The sequence below is a fragment of the Sphingobacterium sp. UBA1897 genome (genome assembly GCF_002337775.1).
Taxonomy (GTDB): Bacteria; Bacteroidota; Bacteroidia; order Sphingobacteriales; family Sphingobacteriaceae; genus Sphingobacterium; species Sphingobacterium siyangense.
The window spans coordinates 95,541-114,585 of sequence record NZ_DDGR01000002.1 but is presented as its reverse complement, the minus strand read 5'-3'; the positions used below and the strand labels follow the sequence as shown (position 1 = coordinate 114,585).

Genomic DNA, 19,045 nt, shown 5'->3' with positions numbered 1-19,045 from the left:
TTCTGATTTAGATATTAGCTATTAAAATGTTGCACTTACACCAAAAGTAAACGAGCGCATCGAAGGATATGAATTAAAATCCAGCCCCACCCCTGCATTGGCACTCTGATTATTTCCAGCTCTATTTTTAACCAGCGCATCATTTTCATATCCCTTGGTATCCACCTCAGGATCCCATCCAGAATAATTGCTAATCGTAAATAAGTTTTCCGCCATACCATATACCCGTATCGATTGAACCGCTTTTGTTTTCAATGGAATGGTATAACCGAGTGTCAGATTACGCAACCGCAAAAAAGAAGCATTCTCAATAAAATGGTCATTGATATAACCACCATAGTTCATGTAGTAGAATCCGTTTCTTGGAATATCCGTATTGGTGTTTGTCGGAGTCCATCGATTTAAAGCTTCTGTGGTACGTTTCCACTCCAGATTCATGCGTGTCATATTGAGTAGATCGTTTCCGACATTTCCATATATGAAGGCCGTCAGATCAAAGTTTTTATACGCGAATGTATTGGTCATACCAAAATTGAACTTCGGATAACCACGACCGATGATCGTCCGGTCCGCTGAATTGATTGTACCATCGCCGTTCACATCCGCGAACTTCGGATCGCCGGGTTTAGAATTTGGCTGTGGTGCATAGTTTTCTCCTTGTTGGATAACCCCCAGGTATCTATAGCCAAATAAAGAGCCCAACGATTCCCCAACACGAATAACCGAATAAGCTTCTTCAGAAACATTACCCATTGGTTTTGACGAAGTCAACAACTGTTCCGGCTCTCCACCCAAGCTTGACACCTTATTGCGGTTCATCGCTAAATTCAATTTTGTCTCCCAGGTAAATGCTCCGGTCATATTCTTACTGGTTACCGAAAACTCCAACCCTTTGTTATTCATCGTACCTAGATTGCGCTGTCCGGAGGTATATCCTGTGTAATAAGGCAATATACTCTTAATCAAAAGATCATTGGTTTTCTTATAATAGGCATCTACGGTAAAGGCTAATCGATTCTTAAAAAATGAAAAATCAAGTCCGACGTTATATTGCGTCGTGGATTCCCATTTTAATTTATCGTTTTCAGGATAAGTTGGGTTTTGTTTAACGCCACCCGAATTGGTCACACCATCAAACGTATAGTGTCCATTATCCATCAATCCATAAGAAGCATAATCCGCAACGCGATCATTACCCGTCTGTCCGTAACCCAACCTAAATTTCAGATCCGAAAATAGCTGCTGCTCTTTCATGAAATCCTCATTGTTGACCTTCCATGCAAAAGCTGCTGAAGGAAAGGTTCCCCAACGATGGTTGGGACTAAAGCGCGATGATCCATCACGACGTAAGGTTGCAGTCAACAGGTACTTATCAGCATAGGCGTAATTTACCCGCCCGAAAAAAGAGATGACCAAATTCTCCGCCTTAGCAGAATTTACTCCCGTAATACTAGAGGCCATTCCTAAATTATTGTATTCCAGCAGATCCGTTGAAAAACCTTTCACATTGATCCCTTTATTGTTGCGCACATATTTCTCATACGAATAGCCTCCCATCACACTCAAATTGTGTTTCTCATTAAACACCTTTGCATAGGTGGCATAAAAATCAATCAGGTTATGGGTTTCATTATAATCGGCCTGACTTGCCACACCATCATCTATCCCACCCTGATAAGAGTCACGAGTCAGATAACTGCCCAATTGATCATGTGTTATTTCTGTTCCTGCATCCATGCGCAAGGTCAGTTCCTTGATCGGATTTACCTCAAGAAAAATATTTCCATTCAACTTGTCCCTTTGCACATCATTGATCCGTGACATCAGGTTGGCCAAGGGATTGTCACCCTGCCCCCCTGGAGGTCTTCCAAAACTTCCATCTGCATTGTAAACAGGTACAGTCGGATCATAGGTCAATATGCTATACAAAACATTTGAATTCAGGATATTTCCGTCATACACCTGCATATTTGATTTTTCCCGTTGCGCGGATAGGCTCGCCCCAGTGCGGATATAATCGTTTACCTTTTGATCCACGTTGATACGTCCCGAGATTCGATTAAAGTCTGTCGTCTTCAAAACACCCTTTTGATCAAAATAACCTATGCTCGTCAACACTTTGGTTTTCTCACCACCTCCGGAAAACTGTAAATTATGGTTTTGCAAAATGCCGTTCCGCATGGTCTCCTTTACCCAATCCGTATTGACATCAGACTCGAGCTGTGATTTGGTGTAGACTGCATATTCCTGATTTTCTTGCCCCTGAATCTCCTTATAAAGTGCATTGGCAAGATTCATATATTTCTTACCGTCGAGAAAGGTGAACGGTATAATCGGTTTCTGTGTTCCCACATAGCCACTATAGGTAATGTTGTTTTTATCCGTAAGACCACGTTTTGTGGTAATGATAATAACACCATTGGCACCTCTGGAACCGTAGATAGCCGTTGCCGAAGCATCCTTTAAGATATCCATGGAAGCAATATCATCAGGATTGATGTTGATACCATTATTTGTTGGAAATCCATCGATCACATAGAGTGGATCATTACTTCCACTAATCGAATTGGTTCCGCGAATCCGGATAGACGTGCTACCACCCGGTGCCTTTGAATTCTGGGTTACAACGACACCGGAAGCTTTACCCTGTAGGGCCTGCCCTACATTGCTCACCGCTCCGCCTTTCGTTAGTTCGTTGCTGGAAAGCGATGCAATGGCCCCTGTCAGATCGCTTTTCTTTTGTTTACCGTATCCGATCACGACAACATCTTCTAGCTGATTCACCTGATCCTCCAAAATAATGGAAAGAGTGGTGGCTCCATCAGCTGAAACCTGCACATTTCGTTCTACATAGCTTTGATACCCGATGTATGAAAAAGTCAGTTCATACCCCTTTCCATTCGGTACATCTGCAAAACGAAAACTCCCATCACTCGCACTGGAAGCTGCTGTTGAAAAACTGCTGCCGGGATTTTTCAAAAGTATACTTACCCCTGCCAGCCGTTGCCCCGACGAGTTTTTGATTACACCATTTATTGTTCCCGCTAGACATCGAAAAGATAACAGTGTCAAGACAAGAAAAACAAAAAATGGTTTCTTGGTTAAGTTGAAATTTACCATGATTCTATTTTTTAGGTTTGAGTATATATGTATTATGTTGTTTTTCAAGAATAAACGGATTCACCTCAACAATCAACTGCAGAATAGACGCCGCAAGATCCGTTTTGTCTTTCAGGTCCATTGTTGGATTCTTGCTAAACCGCCCCTTTATCCGATAGTTTTTAACGATTAATGAATCATAAGATATAGGTACATCAAGCTCATGATTGATATATTGGATAATATCAGATACAGCGGTTTCTTCCAATTGGAGCCAATTGGCGCTCTGGTGAATTGTTGCCGGATTGCGGTACGGTTTTTCCGTTGCGGAAAGCATAAGCTGGGCCGGTAGACTTTCCCTTGCGCTCATTTTTGGCGTACCTTTGAAATTTGAAACAAGCATCTTGTTCGCCCCGCCAAAATAAATCTGTTGGCCAGGTTTCAAAATGTTTGTCTCTACTACGGACGGTTCTATCGATTCAACGCGAACTTTCCCCTCAAATAATCGGATCAGAACATGTTCAACTGCCGCATTATAATCCACGATGAATTCTGTTCCCAGCGCTGTGGTCATCAACGTGCCGCTTTCGACGATGAAAGGTTTTGAAGGATCCTTTGCTACTTTAAAATTGACTCTTCCACTGAATAGTTTAACCCGCCGAAAATCAAGATCCGGTTTTATACCTAGCTGAATCAGTGCACCGGGTTCCAAGGTTAAAATTGAATTGTCTGCTGCAATAATTTCTTTAGGCTGAGCAGAAGGGTTGTAGTAAATTTCCTGAATGAAGCTTGCTGTTTGTAGAGGTTTATCGGTTGATATGCCCAAAAGATTGGATAAAACAAACAGGAAACCAAACAGGACGAATACAGTAATAATTCTCAACAGGCTATCGCCACCACGTTTTGACTTATTTTCCTGATTGATATAGGATACCCAATCATCTTCCGAAATGAGATCGTCCAATAATGTCGGATCGTCATTCAGCCAGGTGAACACAAGTTTCGCTTCCTCAGCAGAACATTCATTCGCCAGGAATTTATTTAATAAGGATTTGCGATTCATAACAGTTTCTATCCTTTTAGCGGGATAGGTATATAACTGTTATACGAATAGTGATGGGCTTGTCCCCTAAGACAACTTAAAAAATTTTTTAATAAATTTCAGGCCAATGCTAACGTGGTTTTCTACAGTCTTCGGGGAGATGGACAATTTGACGGCAATTTCTTTATAACTCAATTCTTCAATTTTATGAAGATAAAACACCTGTTGCCGCATAAAAGGCATTTGTGTAATCAGCTCTTTTACGTATTCTAACTCTCCTTTATAGGCAATTTGTCGTTCAAGATCTTCATATTGGGTCAGTACAAATGGTTTCTCAAACGCTACATATTTTCTATTCAATGCACGCCGGCGCAATTCATCAATCAATTTTGTGCGCGCAATCTGGAAGAGCTGGGTACTGAATTGGATTTGCTGATTCGCATTATTTTTACGTTCCCAAACAATTAAAAAAGTCTGTTGGACGACATCTTCAGCAAGATTCGAACATTGGGTCTTCTGATACAGAAAATAGTATAATTTCCTGTACCAATAACGATAAGCTAAAAAAAACTCTTTTTCGTTTGTAGGTGCCCGCTGTAGGATTTTATTAATCATAATCTACATTTAGATAGTCTTGTTTCAATGCTGTTATCCTTTTCACAAAGAATATCGAAATTGGTATCTGACAGAATTTCAATTTGATCCATCAATATGACCCATGCTTTTTGGCTAGTTATCCACCTCTAAAGTGATTATTTTTTATCAAAAAAACAAGACAATATTTTTCAATAAAGCAATTGCTTCTATCTCTATTTTAAGCACCTTCTTTCCTAAAAGCTTTTTGGTCTCACAAGAACCAACTGTCATGAAAGTAAACTGCTGGTTCTTTCTGGTCAAAAGAAACGAATTGTAAGAAACGACCTGTTTCAAAAAAAGAAGGTATTTAGCTGATAAGAGTAAGTTCCTATCAGCTAAATACCTTTTAAAATAAAACGAACTTCTTGAAGTTGCTTGTTTTACTGATGCATATATAGCAAATTAATAACCCGTATTTTGCTTCAAATTTGGATTGACGGCAATCTGTTGGCTCGGGATTGGATAAACCAATGTTTTGGGATCGGCATCCGCAGCCTTTTCTTGCCAGGCCAATAAAAACTTACCAAAACGAATTAAATCCTGTCTTCTCCAGCCTTCCCAATATAACTCGCGAGCACGCTCATCCAATAAATTATCGAGCGTCAATGCCGTCAGGTTATTAACACCACGGTTCGTCCGAATAGTATTGACCAAACCGAGTGCCTCTGTTGCTGTTCCTGTTCCACCTCTCAGAATAGCCTCTGCTTGCATCAGCAATACGTCGGCATAACGAAATACAACCCAGTCGTTGTTTCGTTGACCAGTGACGGCATAATCAAAAGCATACTTCATTGGACGGATACCAGCTGTTTCCAGGGTTGCACCCGATGTACGGATGGTCACTTCACGCGTAAAGACCAAAGGCGCATTCGCTGGGTTCCGCGCCATTAAAGGTTTGTTTGTACTCCAATTGTATTGCTGTCCAGCAAAAAAACCAACATTTTGACGTTTGAATTCTTTTGTTCTGTTAGAAGTCGTATCAGCTGGATAATTATAATAAATTCCCCTTCTTTCATCAGTATCCGAAAATTTATCGTAATAATCTGATAAGGTACACCAGCCATTCCAACCCCCTGGATTCATATTATAGTGAGCAACGGTATTCCAGGTACGGTCCACATTTCCACCTCTATCTCCATTTTTATTGTATAAAGTGAAAATATTTTCAGTAGACTTCTCGTCGTTATCCGGCGCAAAATTATCAAAGTATTTGCCCTTCGCAGAAATCGTATAGGATCCCGAAGCGGTAATTTCTTTGGCTAAGGTCACTACCTTATTCATATCCTCGGCAGCAAAAGAAGGAGCTTGTCTATTTAAAAATGTTCCCTTATTCAAATAAATCTTCATCAATAATGCTTTCGCTGCATTTTTATTGGCTACATATGCGGCTCTCGGCCCGTTTGCAGGCAAACTCGCTATAATTTCGTTGAGATCCTTCACCATATAGTCAATAGCCGCCTGTGGCTGTAACACCTCTGGTGCGATTCTAAAATCTTCAAAAGAGGCTCCTTCCCGAACGGGTACTACGCCATAGAGATCCAACATATCAAACATGACCAACGCACGAATAAACTTCGCTTCAGCGTCTTGTTGCGCACTCGGATTGTACCGCAACACATTGCCCGCATTATAGATGGCTGTACCCAAACTGACAAAAGTATTGTTCATGTAGCCATTATCTGCATTCCAGGTATGTAAATGGATCGCACGATGCATACCATTATCATCCCAGTCGCCACCCCGTGTAGGGGCCATGGCTGCGTCCGTTGATATTTCCTGCATCACCCAGCGCTGTTCCTGCTGATAAGGGGTATTCAATGAATTGTAAGCTGTGATCAACAAGCTTCCAGGATCCACATTGGATGTCCCTTCCTCTAATTCTCCTTTAAATTCCTCCTTTAGTTTAGTACAAGAAAATGTACTTGTTACAATGGAGCCAATTATTCCGATATATAATAAAGTTCTTAATTTCATCTTTTTCATCCGTCTAAATTTGATTATTTATTCATCCATTTTGACTGTAAGGCATTCATACTGCCTTTGGTGTTTCATTCGTAATGAGGCGATCAGATTTATTCATTTTTATTCATTCACTAATACGTTTAAATCCATCTTGATGCTCTCCTCTTTTTATTATCTAATGATCTACAGTATACGCTTAAAGTGAGAAGTTAACCCCCAATAGGATATTTCTTGCCGGTGGATAGGGTAAATATTCGATACCCAACGAAGGAATACCATTTGTTGCACCATCTGTATTCACCTCTGGATCAAATCCTGTATACTTCGTGATGATGAAAAGATTCTGTCCAGTAAGGGATACATTTAAGTTCTTAAGTGTTCTACCTACATTTCCAACACGATAGCTTAAAGTAAGGTTAGCCATTTTTAGATAATCACCTTTTTCAAGGAATCGCGTCGAAGGCGCAGCCGAATTGGAAGTAGACTCTTTTACAGCTGTATTAAAGAATGCTGAACCGATATTACGTGATGATAGATTACTCAATCCTAAAGTTGTCGCGGCCGTATTATTGAATAGATAATGTCCAAAAGCACCATTCATATTGGCAGCCAAAGAAAACTGTTTGTAATTTACGTTGGTAGAAATACCCAATAAAGTCGTCGGATTTGGACTGTTCATATAGAATTTATTAATTGCAGGGTCGTTGGCCGTACTGATACTACCATCCTGTCCGCGATACATGCTCATGCCTGTCTGCGGATCAATACCTTGGTAATCGGCCAGGTACCAAACATTCAATGGTTGCCCATTTACCATACGTTGTCCCAATACACCTGAAAAACCTTGTCCACGCAATGCCCCTGTTTCGTAATAGCCCACTAGACCACTTACACTGTTTTTCAGGAAAGTTGCATTACCTGTCAAATCCCAAGTCCAATTGTCATTTTTAATAATTGTACCGGTCAACGCGACCTCTACCCCTTTATTGACAATCTCGCCATCCAAATTCACCCAGATACGTCCTGCTGGAGCTGGCTGTGCAAGAGTTTGCTCAAATAGTGCATCTGTGGTCTTTTTATTAAAATAATCAATGGATCCATACAGACGGTTACCCCAAATTCCAAAATCAATACCTGCATTGATCGTGGTCGAAGTCTCCCATTTCAAATCAGGATTACCATAGTTTGCCTGGCTTACACTTTGGTTACCAAAAACCAATCTATTTAACGATGCCCCAGATGGGAATTCTTGGTTACCTGTTTTTCCCCAGCCTACCCTTACTTTCAACTGATCAAAAATACCGGTAGATTTCAAAAACTCTTCCTGATTCACATTCCAGGCTACGGCCAATGAAGGGAACATGGCGTATTTGTTGTTTGAACCAAATTTCGTCGAGCCATCCCTTCTTACTGTTGCAGTCAATAAGTAGCGATCCAAGTAATTGAATCCGCCACGCAAGAAAAGTGATTGCAACTGGTTGGTTGGACTTCTATACGACGATATTTCACGCGTGGAAACAGGTGTATATTGTAGATAGTCAAAATAATCTAGTCCCATATAACGAAATCCACCGCCAAAGGAAATGTTGTTGTTGTAGTTATAATCCAAATACTCGTAACCTGCTACCGCATTGACACTCCAATCTGAATTGATTTGTTTATTGTAAGAGAGCATATGCGTCATTTGCAAGTTGGTTTCTCCGTTATTGGAAATAAAGGCCTGCTCATTGTTCACAGCTGAAGGATCAATAAGTCCTGCGCGGTACATCCCTTCACGGTTTCCAGTTTGTCGCATTGCACTATAGATAAAACGATATTCCAAATCGTCTGTAATTTTATAGTATGGCGCCAAGTTGATTACCATGGTATTTGTTGTCGCCAAATCTTTAAAGGCATCAATACTTGTCAATGGGTTTCGCGTAGTTGAACTGACAAAGGTTAAATTGCCTTGATCGTCCCGTAATGGTCGTGTCGGATTCCATTGTAAGGCTTGGGAAATCACATTTCCTTCCGAACCTACCATCGCATTGATCGGTGCGTATTTATTATCCATTTGCGTCAAAAAGACTGCAAAATCCAATCCCAATCGTTTGTTTTCCAGAAAACGGAAATTCCCGTTAAAATTGGCTGTGTATTTCTTCAGCTGTGATCCACGAATAATACCGTTTTGGTTTAAATATCCACCTGAAAGGCGATACTTACCATACTCGGTTCCGCCAGCTACATCAGCATAGTAATTTTGCGTGATCGCTTTTCTTGTGATCGCTTTAAAAGCATCCTCATTGCCACCGAAATCAGCATTTGCGACTTCAGATGGTGTATAATATTTCAACGCTTCTCTAAATCGAGCAGCATCTAACACATCAGGATATTCCCGCATGGTCGAAACACCTGCTGAGGCTCCTACAGAAACCTCGGGCTGCCCTACTTTACCTCTTTTCGTCGAAATAATGACAACGCCATTTGCCCCACGTGAACCATAAATTGCCGTAGCCGATGCATCTTTAAGGATGTCCATACTAGCAATGTCACCCGGATTCAAGTAAGTCAAAGGATTTCCTCTGTCGGAAGAAAAGCCTCCTCTTCCTTCAGGCAGAGGCGAATTACCCGACATAGGCACACCATCTAGCACAAATAATGGGTTGTTACTGGCACGGATCGATGAGTTTCCACGGATACGTACTGTGGTTGATCCGCCAGGTTGCCCCGTATTGTTAATCACCATAACCCCTGGTGTCTTTCCCTGTATTAATTGATCGGGGCTCGTCATGATCCCCTTATTGAAGTTCTTCGCTCCAATAGTGACCATAGACCCCGTTAGATCTTTTTTACGGGCGGTACCATAACCGATCACAACGACCTCATCTAGGCCCTGACCGGCACTAGGTTCCAGCGCTACCGTGATATCGTTTCCCACAATGGGTACTTCTTTTAAAGTATATCCAATAAAGGATACTTCCAGCGTTTTCGCTTCACTGGGAACAGTAAATGTAAAGGAACCTTCCGTGTCTGTTGTTGTAGCCGCGGTTCCCCCTTTTACCTTAATTGTAGCTCCTGCCAATGGACCTTGAGTCTCATCTACAACCTTTCCCTTCAAGACTTTCGTCTGGGCAACTACAATAAAAGATACAAGCAAAAATGTAAGCGTCATTACGCATTGTGCAAGTAGTTTATTTTTCATACGCTTTTTGATTGGTGGTTTAATTGATTTTTATATCATGCATCTAGGATACACAAATGATACTAAGTGATTTTAATGGTATTTTTTTTTCTCCAAAGCCCTTTTGAAATGCGTATAGTCTTCCCCAATAATGGCAAAGACGTAGCGCTCGGTATCAAGGCCTTTAAAGCCAAAATTCAAAACCAAAGCATCGTGAACATAATGTCTCACAGGTAAAAACAAAAACCTAACAAACTGAAAAACAAGGACACAGGACTTACCTGTCATAATTCTAGGGCGAAACATACGTTTATATTTGGTTATTATTGTTTTATAAAAATGCGTAAATCCTTGTAGCTAGTCCAATCAGAGCGTCTCAATTTTATATCAAAGCGTATCAGTAAAACTCTTTTTTATCTTTTAATTGACTATTTTTAGTTCAACGTAATCAGTTTTGAAAAGAATAACCACCATACTCCTTTTATATATCTTGCTAGCATGTATTAACGTGCAGGCACAATCGATCTATTTTAAAAATTATCAAACCCACGACGGTCTCTCCAATAGCACGGTCAAATGTATTACACAGGATGTTCAGGGTTTTCTATGGTTAGGGACAAGGAATGGTCTCAATCGCTTTGATGGCAATCAATTTAAGATATTTAGACACAATGCTTCAGACTCTACAAGTATCGGAAGTTCGTCCATTTTAAGTATTCTCACAGACAGCAAAGGAATACTATGGGTGGGAACCACACGCGGTACCTATTGTTACGATCCTATTAAAGAAAATTTCACACCATTCAGGGGAGTACCAATCGGTGAAGTAAATGCCATACACGAATACGCCGGTTTTATCTGGCTGCTTTCGAACGGAAAACTTTATCGCTATAATTCTTATACAACAGAAATAATTCCATTTGATCAGAACAAAAATACCATTGTAGCGATTACCAGCAGCAAGAAAGGCGGGTTGTGGACAACGGACAATAACAGTACCATACAACGGTACCAGGTAAATACGAGCAAATTTGTCGAAGTTGACCTTAAAAAGATTGATCGAAAAGCATTGGCAAATACAAAAACTGTTTACGCCATCAATGATTCCCTATTGATGGTCGGGACAATCAATTCGGCTTATTTGTTTGATTTCAAAAATGGCCGGTTAAAAAATCTATTTGCAAGTCATTACCCCAATAAAGTCATCCAGGCAAACTGTATTATTCAACAAACGGAGTCGATATACTGGATCGGAACAGAAACTGGAATATATACCTATGATATTCACACGGGTCAGAGCCAGCACATCAAAAAAGATCTGCTCAATCCATTTGCCATATCTGACAATGCTGTCCTGAATTTCTATCGGGACCGTGAAGACAATATCTGGTTTGGAACATTTTTCGGCGGCTTTAACCAATACAGCAACCAATTCGACAATTTCAAAAAATATCTATCCGGATTCGGAAAATCGGCCTTATCAGGCAATATTGTACACGATATCAAAAAAGATCGCTATGGAAATTTCTGGATAGGAACAGAAGATGGTGGCCTGAACAAAATTGATGCTCAAACACAACAGATTCAGCACTTCCTTGCCAATGGAAAAAAGGGAAGTATAGCGCATAACAATGTTCATGGCCTGGCAACAATCGGCGACGATCTTTGGGTAGGCTCCACAACACATGGACTAGACGTTCTAGACGTAAAAACCGGAAAACTAAAAAAACACTATGATCGCATCGGCAAAGGCCCCTTACAAAGCAGCTTTGCCGTATGCCTCTATAAGTCTAAAGACAACAGCATGTTTGTCGGGACAGACCGCGCACTATACCGCTACAACAAAAATAGCGACAGTTTTGACCTCCTTCCAATTACCGCATGGATACAAGGCATTTATGAAGATCAATATGGTATACTGTGGATCAACACCTACGGTAGTGGGGTCTACCAATATAACCGCAGTTCGGGAGAAATTCAGCATCTGTTATCTGAACAAGGTAAACAAAATACACTCGTCAATAATTACGTCAACGGTCTATTTGAAGACAGCAAAAATAACTTGTGGTTTTGCACCGAAAGCGGCCTCTCAAAATACCGTCGTGATGGTCGCTTCACCAATTATCTGACCGAATCCGGTTTACCTTCCAATCAGGTATTCAAGGTCCTGGAAGATGACAACAGGAGCATCTGGATATCTACCGGCGGTGGACTGGTCAGACTGGATGAAGGTGTCCCGCGTAGGGTCATCTATACATCGAGAGACGGGCTTCCCGCAGATCAGTTTAATTATAATTCGGCTTATAAAGATAGCGATGGAACTTTATATTTCGGGACGATTAAAGGAATGGTTAGCTTCAATCCCACAAAATCCATTAAGAACAGCTTTATTCCACCTATATTCATCAGCGGCATTCAGATTAACAATGTCAACGTACCGGTTGGTGAAAATGGCATACTGAAAGAATCCATCTCCCTATCAGAAGAGATCCAACTGACCTACGACAATTCCAATATTAGCTTCAATATCGCCGCCTTGAGCTTTGTTTCCCCAAAGAGCAATCCTTATCGTTATATCATGGAAGGTTACGATAAAGACTGGACCGATATTACAGGCAATCAAAAAATCTATTACAATAAACTTCCTCCGGGCACTTATACGTTTAAGTTCAGAGGTGCAAATAACAACAGCGTCTGGAATCCGGATGAAAAAAAACTGCTCATCATCGTTTCGCCACCCTGGTGGCAGTCAAATTGGGCATACTTACTTTATTTTTTGAGCTTCGGCACCATTGCATTGCTCGTATTACGGTATTACTTTCTCCTTATAAAAGCCAACAATGCCCAAAAGATGGATAGTTATGAACGAAAAAAAGAACAGGAAATATATAACCTCAAGCTGGAATTCTTCACCAACCTGGCCCACGAAATTCGTACGCCACTCACGCTGATCAAAATGCCCCTTGAGAAAATAATCAATAACCATAAATTTACCGATCGCGACACAGCCAAAGATCTTGCACTGATTGAAAAAAATACGGCGCGATTAATTCGCCTCACCAACCAATTACTGGATTTTAGAAAAGCAGAAACCAACAATATGAGCCTTATTTTTACTAAAACGGATATTAATGCCCTCCTATCCGAAGTATTTCACGATTTAAATTATCTCGCAAAAGATAAACAGCTGCACTATGACCTCAGTCTCCCTCGTATCAGTCTCACGGCTTATGTGGATGAGGAAGCCCTTCGAAAGATCTTTACAAACCTGATTCACAACGCCATCAAATATGCGGATCAAGAAGTCTATGTCAAACTCCTCCCTTTTAATAGCGATGATATTATGTTCAATATCGAGTTTAAGAATGATGGTGAGCTCATTCCCTTTGAGAAAAGGGAGAAAATATTTGAACCATTTTATCGCTTAAATGAATCGGATAAAGATACGGGGACGGGCATTGGTCTTCCTTTGTCCCGCTCTTTGGTCGAATTACACCAAGGAAACTTATCCCTTGTACATCTGGAGGAAAACCGGAATATATTCCTGCTATCAATCCCAATTTTTCAGGAACAATCGCTCGACATCAAATCTTTTCAGGAAGATAACGACGATCAGGTATTGCATGATAGATCCGATGAACAGGAGGAAGAAAAGCCGGTGATTCTGCTCGTCGAGGATAATAAAGAAATACTGGCCTACCTCAATAAAGAATTGAAAACCAGCTACACTGTTCTACGGGCAGGGAACGGTGCCGAGGCCCTCGAAATATTAGACCAAGAGAATGTACAACTTGTACTAACAGATATTATGATGCCCATTATGGATGGTCTGGCGCTATGCAAACGCATCAAAACAGATATTCTGTATAGCCATATTCCCGTTATTTTTCTAACGGCAAAAAATGCGCTGGATTCAAAAATTCAGGGATTAAAAAATGGTGCCGATGCCTATATCGAAAAACCCTTTTCGCTTGAATTCCTCATGGTACAGATACGCAACATCCTCAAAAACCGTAAAATTATCAAGAATTACCTAACCAATTCTTCCAGCTCCAACTTAATGGATATTAACGTTTCAGCACCCGACAAAGATTTTATCAGTCAGCTGAATACGGTTATTTATGAGAATATTTCAACGATAGATCTCAATGTGGATGAACTGGCCAAATTGATGCATATGAGCCGTCCAACCCTTTACCGTAAAATCAAAGGACTCTCTGACCTCACACCCAATGAATTGATCAATATTTCACGGTTGAAAAAGGCGGCAGAACTACTCACCCAAAAAGAATATAACATCACCCAGGTATCAACGATGGTCGGTTATACCGTGCAATCCAATTTTTCAAGGGACTTTCATAAGCACTATGGCATGTCGCCAAGCAGCTATATTCTTGAAAACAGCAAGTGATAAACACCAGTTCTAGCACCAGGAAGAAGATTATTCCAATGGCGTAAAAACTGTTGCCGAGATGCCGAAAGAATATCGGCACTGATAAAGATAGAAATCGCCCCTAGGTAAAGAAAGAATCGGGGACAAATAGAAGGGACCAAGAAAATCCAATTGAGGAACCCGAGCGAGGCAAAAACACGTAGACGTAGAAGGTTTAGCCTACGTCTACGATAATGGCATGCACTTAATTCTTACGCTTTGGAACAAAGAATGCCGCCAGCAACATAAATATGCCGGCCAACAACAAGCCGTAAATGGATTGGCTATGAAAAAAATATTTGATGATCATTCCGCCAAAAAATCCACACACAATCTGAGGTAGGGTAATGAAAAAATTAAATAGCCCCATATAAACCCCCATTTTACCCGAAGGCAAATGATCGCTCAAAATTGCATAAGGCATTGCCAAAATGCTTCCCCAAGCGATACCAATACCGATCATAGGAAGAATCAGTAGATTGGCATCTTTGATCAGAAATAATGAAATTAACGAAAGCCCACCAATGGAAAGCCCAAGAGCATGTGTTTTTCCACGCCCAAAATGTTTAGCTATCCGCGGAATAAACAAGGCATACAAGGCCGAGACTCCATTGTAAATACCAAAAAGCACACCTACCCAATTGGCAGCCTCCATATAGAGATCCTGCCGATTTCCTTCCCGCAGGTAAAAAACCGAATCAGCAATAGCAGGAGTTGTATACACCCACATCATAAAAAGGGCAAACCAGGAGAAAAACTGGACCCAGCCCAATTTGCGCATGATCAATGGCATCTTACCGATATCACTAAAGATAGAACGCAAGCCAAACTTTGGTGTCGCATCCTGTTCAATAGCAACCGCATCCGAAAAAGTCTGAAGCGCTGCTGGTGAGTACTCTTTTGTTTTGAACACAGACCATAACACCGTTAGAAGCAGGACAAAACCGCCTACATAAAAGGAGTAGATAACATTACTCGGTACTTGCCCGGCTTCAGAAGTTCCTGCTACATGAAAATACTTCGTCAACATAAAGGGAAGTAGCGAGCCAAGAACAGCGCCAATCCCGATTAAAAAGGTCTGTACCGAGAAGCCCAAACTCCGCTGACTGCTCGGCAGATTGTCACCGATCAGCGCCCGAAAGGGCTCCATCGTCACATTGATGGAAGCATCCATAAACATCAATAAGCCTGCACCGATCCAAAGTGGCGCCAATAATGTTGTCAATAATGCCGCATTGGGCATTAAAAATAAAGTCAGGGTAGTCAACAGCGCCCCCACCAAAATATAAGGTCGCCGCCGGCCCAATCTATTCCAGGTTCGATCACTATAATGGCCTATAATTGGCTGTACAATCATCCCCGTAATAGGAGCAGCAAGCCAAAAAAGTGAAAGATGCTCCACATCGGCACCAAATGTTTGGAGAATACGGGAGGCGTTGCCATTTTGCAGAGCAAAACCCATTTGTATCCCCAGAAATCCAAAACTCATATTGATGACCTGGCTAATGCTTAATTCAGGTTTATTTCCCATAATAGGCTATAAAAATTTAAGACAAAATACAATTTAATTACCATTTAACCCCTATTTTCAGCAGCATAAGAGGTTCTTTCACTGCTGAAAACTAGGGTTTATCTCAGCTGAAGCACCTTTTTTTTGCTTTGCCCAGGCAGCACGAAAGCTTCGGTTACCGTCTGGATATGCACTGCAGTATCACTGACATTTTCGATCGTATAGCCATCGGCATCTACTGCAATCAGTAAAGTCGCTCCTCGAAATAACACCCGGAATTTATAACCTTCCCATTCTTTGGGCAACATCGGATTTAAATACAATTGTCCGTCCTTAATTCGCATTCCTGCAAAGCCCTCTACGATTGTCATCCAGGTACCCGCCATCGACGTAATATGTAAACCGTCTTCGGTATCGTTATTGTAATCGTCCAGATCCAAACGTGAGGTGCGCAGATAGAATTCATACGCTTTTTCCGGCTTGTTCAATTTAGCGGCCAATATCGCATGTACGCAGGGAGAGAGCGAACTTTCATGCACCGTAAAAGGCTCATAGAATTCATAATGTCGACCTAGGGTCTCCAGGTCAAATTGATCCTCAAGGAAGTAAAAACCTTGCAATACATCGGCCTGTTTGATATAACAGGAACGCAGAATCCTATCCCAACTCCAATGCTGGTTAATAGGGCGATGCGATGGATCAAGTTCTGCCACAGGAATCAGCTCTTTGTCCAAAAAGCCATCTTGCTGCAAATATACATTCCGTTGCGCATCAAAAGGATAATACATATTATCGACAATGTGCTGCCATTTTTGTTGTTCTTCCGATGCTACGGCCAACTTCGTGTTCAGTGCGTCAGCATTGTTGGAGCTTAGCTGCGCCAGCTTGTTTAAACAGTCCAGTGTATATTCCAGGCACCAGGATGCAATCCGATTGGTATACCAATTGTTGTTCACGTTGTTTTCATACTCGTTTGGTCCCGTCACGCCCAACATCACATATTGCTGGCGTTCGGCACTCCAATTGACACGCTGTGCCCAGAATCGGCTTATCGCAACCAAAACTTCCAATCCGTGCGACCAGATGTAATCCTGATCTCCGGTATAACGGACATAGTTATAGATTGCAAATGCTATGGCTCCATTGCGATGAATCTCCTCAAAGGTAATCTCCCATTCATTATGGCATTCCTCACCATTAATCGTAACCATGGGATAGAGTGCTGCGCCCCGATTAAAGCCGAGTTTAGCCGCATTTTCGATTGCCTTTTCCAATTGCTGATGACGATAAATCAACAAATTACGGGCAATCTTTGGTGACTGTGTTGCCAGGTAAAATGGAATACAATATGCTTCGGTATCCCAATACGTGACACCACCATATTTTTCACCTGTAAAACCTTTAGGGCCAATATTGAGGCGCTCATCTTCGCCGGTATAAGTCTGGTTAAGCTGGAAAATATTGTAGCGTATTGCCTGCTGTGCTGCGACATCACCACTAATTTCAATATCACTTTCTGCCCAGATCGCTTGCCAGGCTGCTGCCTGTTGAGCCTTTAACTGCTCATAACTCAGCCCATTCAATTGGTGTAGATTAACCGAAGCAGCTTCTTTTAGCTGAGCTTGCAGGTGATTCTGCGAGGTGACAATGGCAACGCGCTTCTCAACACGACAAATTTGAGATTCAGCAAGATCTGTCTGATAGATCTCTGTCATACAGCCCGGACTTGCGACGGTATCGTGCACTTCCACGACCGCTGTTGGACCAGTTACGCTCGTTGTAAGCATGGCATAGACTTCAAACCCCGTTTTCTTGGTGCGCGCCACCACAAAGGTATTTTCACCATCCCTACCCTGCGCTGTACTTTCCCAAAATTGCTCGTCATAGTTACTATCACGATTAACGACTTCAGCATTTAACTGCGACCTGATCTCCAATGTAATTGGACCAGAAAGCGCCTGGATGTTGTACTGCAATGAAGCTGTTTCGGAAGCAAACAGATGATACATCCGGCTTGCTTCTACCTTAAGCTGTGCTCCGTCTGGCATTTCCACGGCAAAACTGCGGTATAAAACGCCATGCTGCATATCCAGTCGGCGTTCAAAAGATTTGACCGTAACTTTATTCAGATCTAACACTTGCCCATTGACCAGAATATCCAGGCCTATCCAATCGATGGAATTGATGACCTTGGCAAAATATTCCGGATAGCCATTTTTCCACCAGCCTACACGTGTTTTGTCCGGATAATAAATACCGGCCAAATACGACCCTTGCAAAGATTTCCCGCTGAATTGTTCTTCAAAATTAGCCCTCTGTCCCATCCGACCATTACCAATAGCGAAGATACTTTCCGAAAATTCATTATGTTCGGGGCGAAATGTATCTTCGATAATTTGCCAAGGGTTATGTTTGATATATGTTTTCATCTTTTTATTTTTTTCACCGCATGCTCGGAATCGAAGGCAAATAAATGATTTCCCTATTTACCGATACCATCTACAGCATGCTTTCCGCTATTGAATTTCTCCTAAATTTTAAAATTTATCGACTAAGGTCCCTAAATCTGCTACGACCAAATCCGCTCCCCTGAGATGTTCTTTCAGGCCTATACCTATTACCTGCATACCGGCTGCCCGTGCTGCATCGATTCCAGCCTGTGCATCTTCCAGCACCAGGCAGTGGGCCGGCGCAATCTCCAGCACCTCGGCCCCCTTAAGGAAAACTTCCGGGTTGGGTTTAGAAAGCTGCACTACATTCCCATCGATCAGCGCATCGAAATAGGGTATAATTCCGGTTTTTTCAAGGATACCCATTGCATTCTTGCTGGCCGAACCAAGTCCAATCTTAATTCCTTTTTGCTGTAGTTTTTTCAAAAGTTCCAAACTACCCGAAAGCAAGTGGTCAGGACTCAGCTGCTCAATCAACTCCAGGTACCATTGGTTTTTAAGCACAAGTAAATCCGCTTTTTCAGCTTCAGACTTTTCCACTCCGGCCCATTTTAAAATAAGCTCCAGGGATTCGATCCGGCTGACACCTTTCAGCTGCTCATTGTCAACAATGGAAAACGAATAGCCCAAGTCTTCGGCCAATCTATGCCAAGCTTGAAAATGGTAGATTGCCGTATCCACCAACACACCGTCCAAATCAAATATTACGGCTTTTACAGTAGTATAATTAATCATTGAAAAATGAATTCTATAG

9 protein-coding genes are annotated in these 19,045 nt (G+C 41.6%); 1 reads left to right on the top strand and 8 read right to left on the bottom strand.

Annotation, left to right across the window (positions count from 1 at the left end; genetic code table 11):
• Positions 1 to 21 precede the first annotated feature (21 nt).
• From B4N43_RS01865 to B4N43_RS01845, 5 genes are all read right to left on the bottom strand, one after another.
• Entirely contained in the window at positions 22 to 3,120 is a 3,099-nt protein-coding gene (locus B4N43_RS01865) for a SusC/RagA family TonB-linked outer membrane protein (protein ID WP_286732459.1), read from the bottom strand.
• A gap of 4 nt (positions 3,121 to 3,124) precedes the next feature.
• A complete protein-coding gene (locus tag B4N43_RS01860) occupies positions 3,125 to 4,162 on the bottom strand; it encodes a FecR family protein (RefSeq protein ID WP_286732458.1) in 1,038 nt (345 codons plus the stop codon).
• A gap of 66 nt (positions 4,163 to 4,228) precedes the next feature.
• Positions 4,229 to 4,756, bottom strand: a complete 528-nt coding sequence (locus tag B4N43_RS01855) for an RNA polymerase sigma factor (RefSeq protein WP_075991636.1) — start codon at positions 4,754 to 4,756, stop codon at positions 4,229 to 4,231.
• Between the two features lie 423 nt (positions 4,757 to 5,179).
• A complete protein-coding gene (locus B4N43_RS01850; RefSeq protein WP_286732457.1) occupies positions 5,180 to 6,751 on the bottom strand; it encodes a RagB/SusD family nutrient uptake outer membrane protein in 1,572 nt (523 codons plus the stop codon).
• 184 nt (positions 6,752 to 6,935) lie between these two features.
• On the bottom strand, positions 6,936 to 9,920 hold the full coding sequence (locus B4N43_RS01845) for a SusC/RagA family TonB-linked outer membrane protein (RefSeq protein WP_201639534.1): 2,985 nt from the start codon (positions 9,918 to 9,920) through the stop codon (positions 6,936 to 6,938).
• A gap of 433 nt (positions 9,921 to 10,353) precedes the next feature.
• Here B4N43_RS01845 and B4N43_RS01840 point away from each other — a divergent pair, with 433 nt between their 5' ends.
• Positions 10,354 to 14,310, top strand: coding sequence for a hybrid sensor histidine kinase/response regulator transcription factor (locus B4N43_RS01840; protein WP_286732456.1), 3,957 nt, complete (start codon positions 10,354 to 10,356; stop codon positions 14,308 to 14,310).
• A 226-nt stretch (positions 14,311 to 14,536) separates the two neighbouring features.
• Here the strand turns inward: B4N43_RS01840 and B4N43_RS01835 are convergent, their stop codons facing one another.
• The 3 genes from B4N43_RS01835 to pgmB all read right to left on the bottom strand — a co-directional run bounded on the left by B4N43_RS01835 (position 14,537) and on the right by pgmB (position 19,026).
• Complete coding sequence (locus B4N43_RS01835) at positions 14,537 to 15,862, bottom strand: MFS transporter (protein WP_286732454.1); 1,326 nt, start codon at positions 15,860 to 15,862, stop codon at positions 14,537 to 14,539.
• A gap of 98 nt (positions 15,863 to 15,960) precedes the next feature.
• Positions 15,961 to 18,270 (bottom strand): family 65 glycosyl hydrolase domain-containing protein, encoded by a 2,310-nt coding sequence (locus B4N43_RS01830; RefSeq protein ID WP_286732453.1) that lies wholly within the window; start codon positions 18,268 to 18,270, stop codon positions 15,961 to 15,963.
• A 108-nt stretch (positions 18,271 to 18,378) separates the two neighbouring features.
• On the bottom strand, positions 18,379 to 19,026 hold the full coding sequence (gene pgmB, locus B4N43_RS01825; protein WP_075991631.1) for a beta-phosphoglucomutase: 648 nt from the start codon (positions 19,024 to 19,026) through the stop codon (positions 18,379 to 18,381).
• Between the last annotated feature and the right edge of the window lie 19 nt (positions 19,027 to 19,045).

What these genes read in the sequence shown, in the direction of transcription:
- B4N43_RS01865 (WP_286732459.1), bottom strand. Translation starts at nt 3,120, where the DNA reads ATGGTAAATTTCAACTTAACCAAGAAACCATTTTTTGTTTTTCTTGTC.
- B4N43_RS01860 (WP_286732458.1), bottom strand. Translation starts at nt 4,162, where the DNA reads ATGAATCGCAAATCCTTATTAAATAAATTCCTGGCGAATGAATGTTCT.
- B4N43_RS01855 (WP_075991636.1), bottom strand. Translation starts at nt 4,756, where the DNA reads ATGATTAATAAAATCCTACAGCGGGCACCTACAAACGAAAAAGAGTTT.
- B4N43_RS01850 (WP_286732457.1), bottom strand. Translation starts at nt 6,751, where the DNA reads ATGAAATTAAGAACTTTATTATATATCGGAATAATTGGCTCCATTGTA.
- B4N43_RS01845 (WP_201639534.1), bottom strand. Translation starts at nt 9,920, where the DNA reads ATGAAAAATAAACTACTTGCACAATGCGTAATGACGCTTACATTTTTG.
- B4N43_RS01835 (WP_286732454.1), bottom strand. Translation starts at nt 15,862, where the DNA reads ATGGGAAATAAACCTGAATTAAGCATTAGCCAGGTCATCAATATGAGT.
- B4N43_RS01830 (WP_286732453.1), bottom strand. Translation starts at nt 18,270, where the DNA reads ATGAAAACATATATCAAACATAACCCTTGGCAAATTATCGAAGATACA.
- pgmB (WP_075991631.1), bottom strand. Translation starts at nt 19,026, where the DNA reads ATGATTAATTATACTACTGTAAAAGCCGTAATATTTGATTTGGACGGT.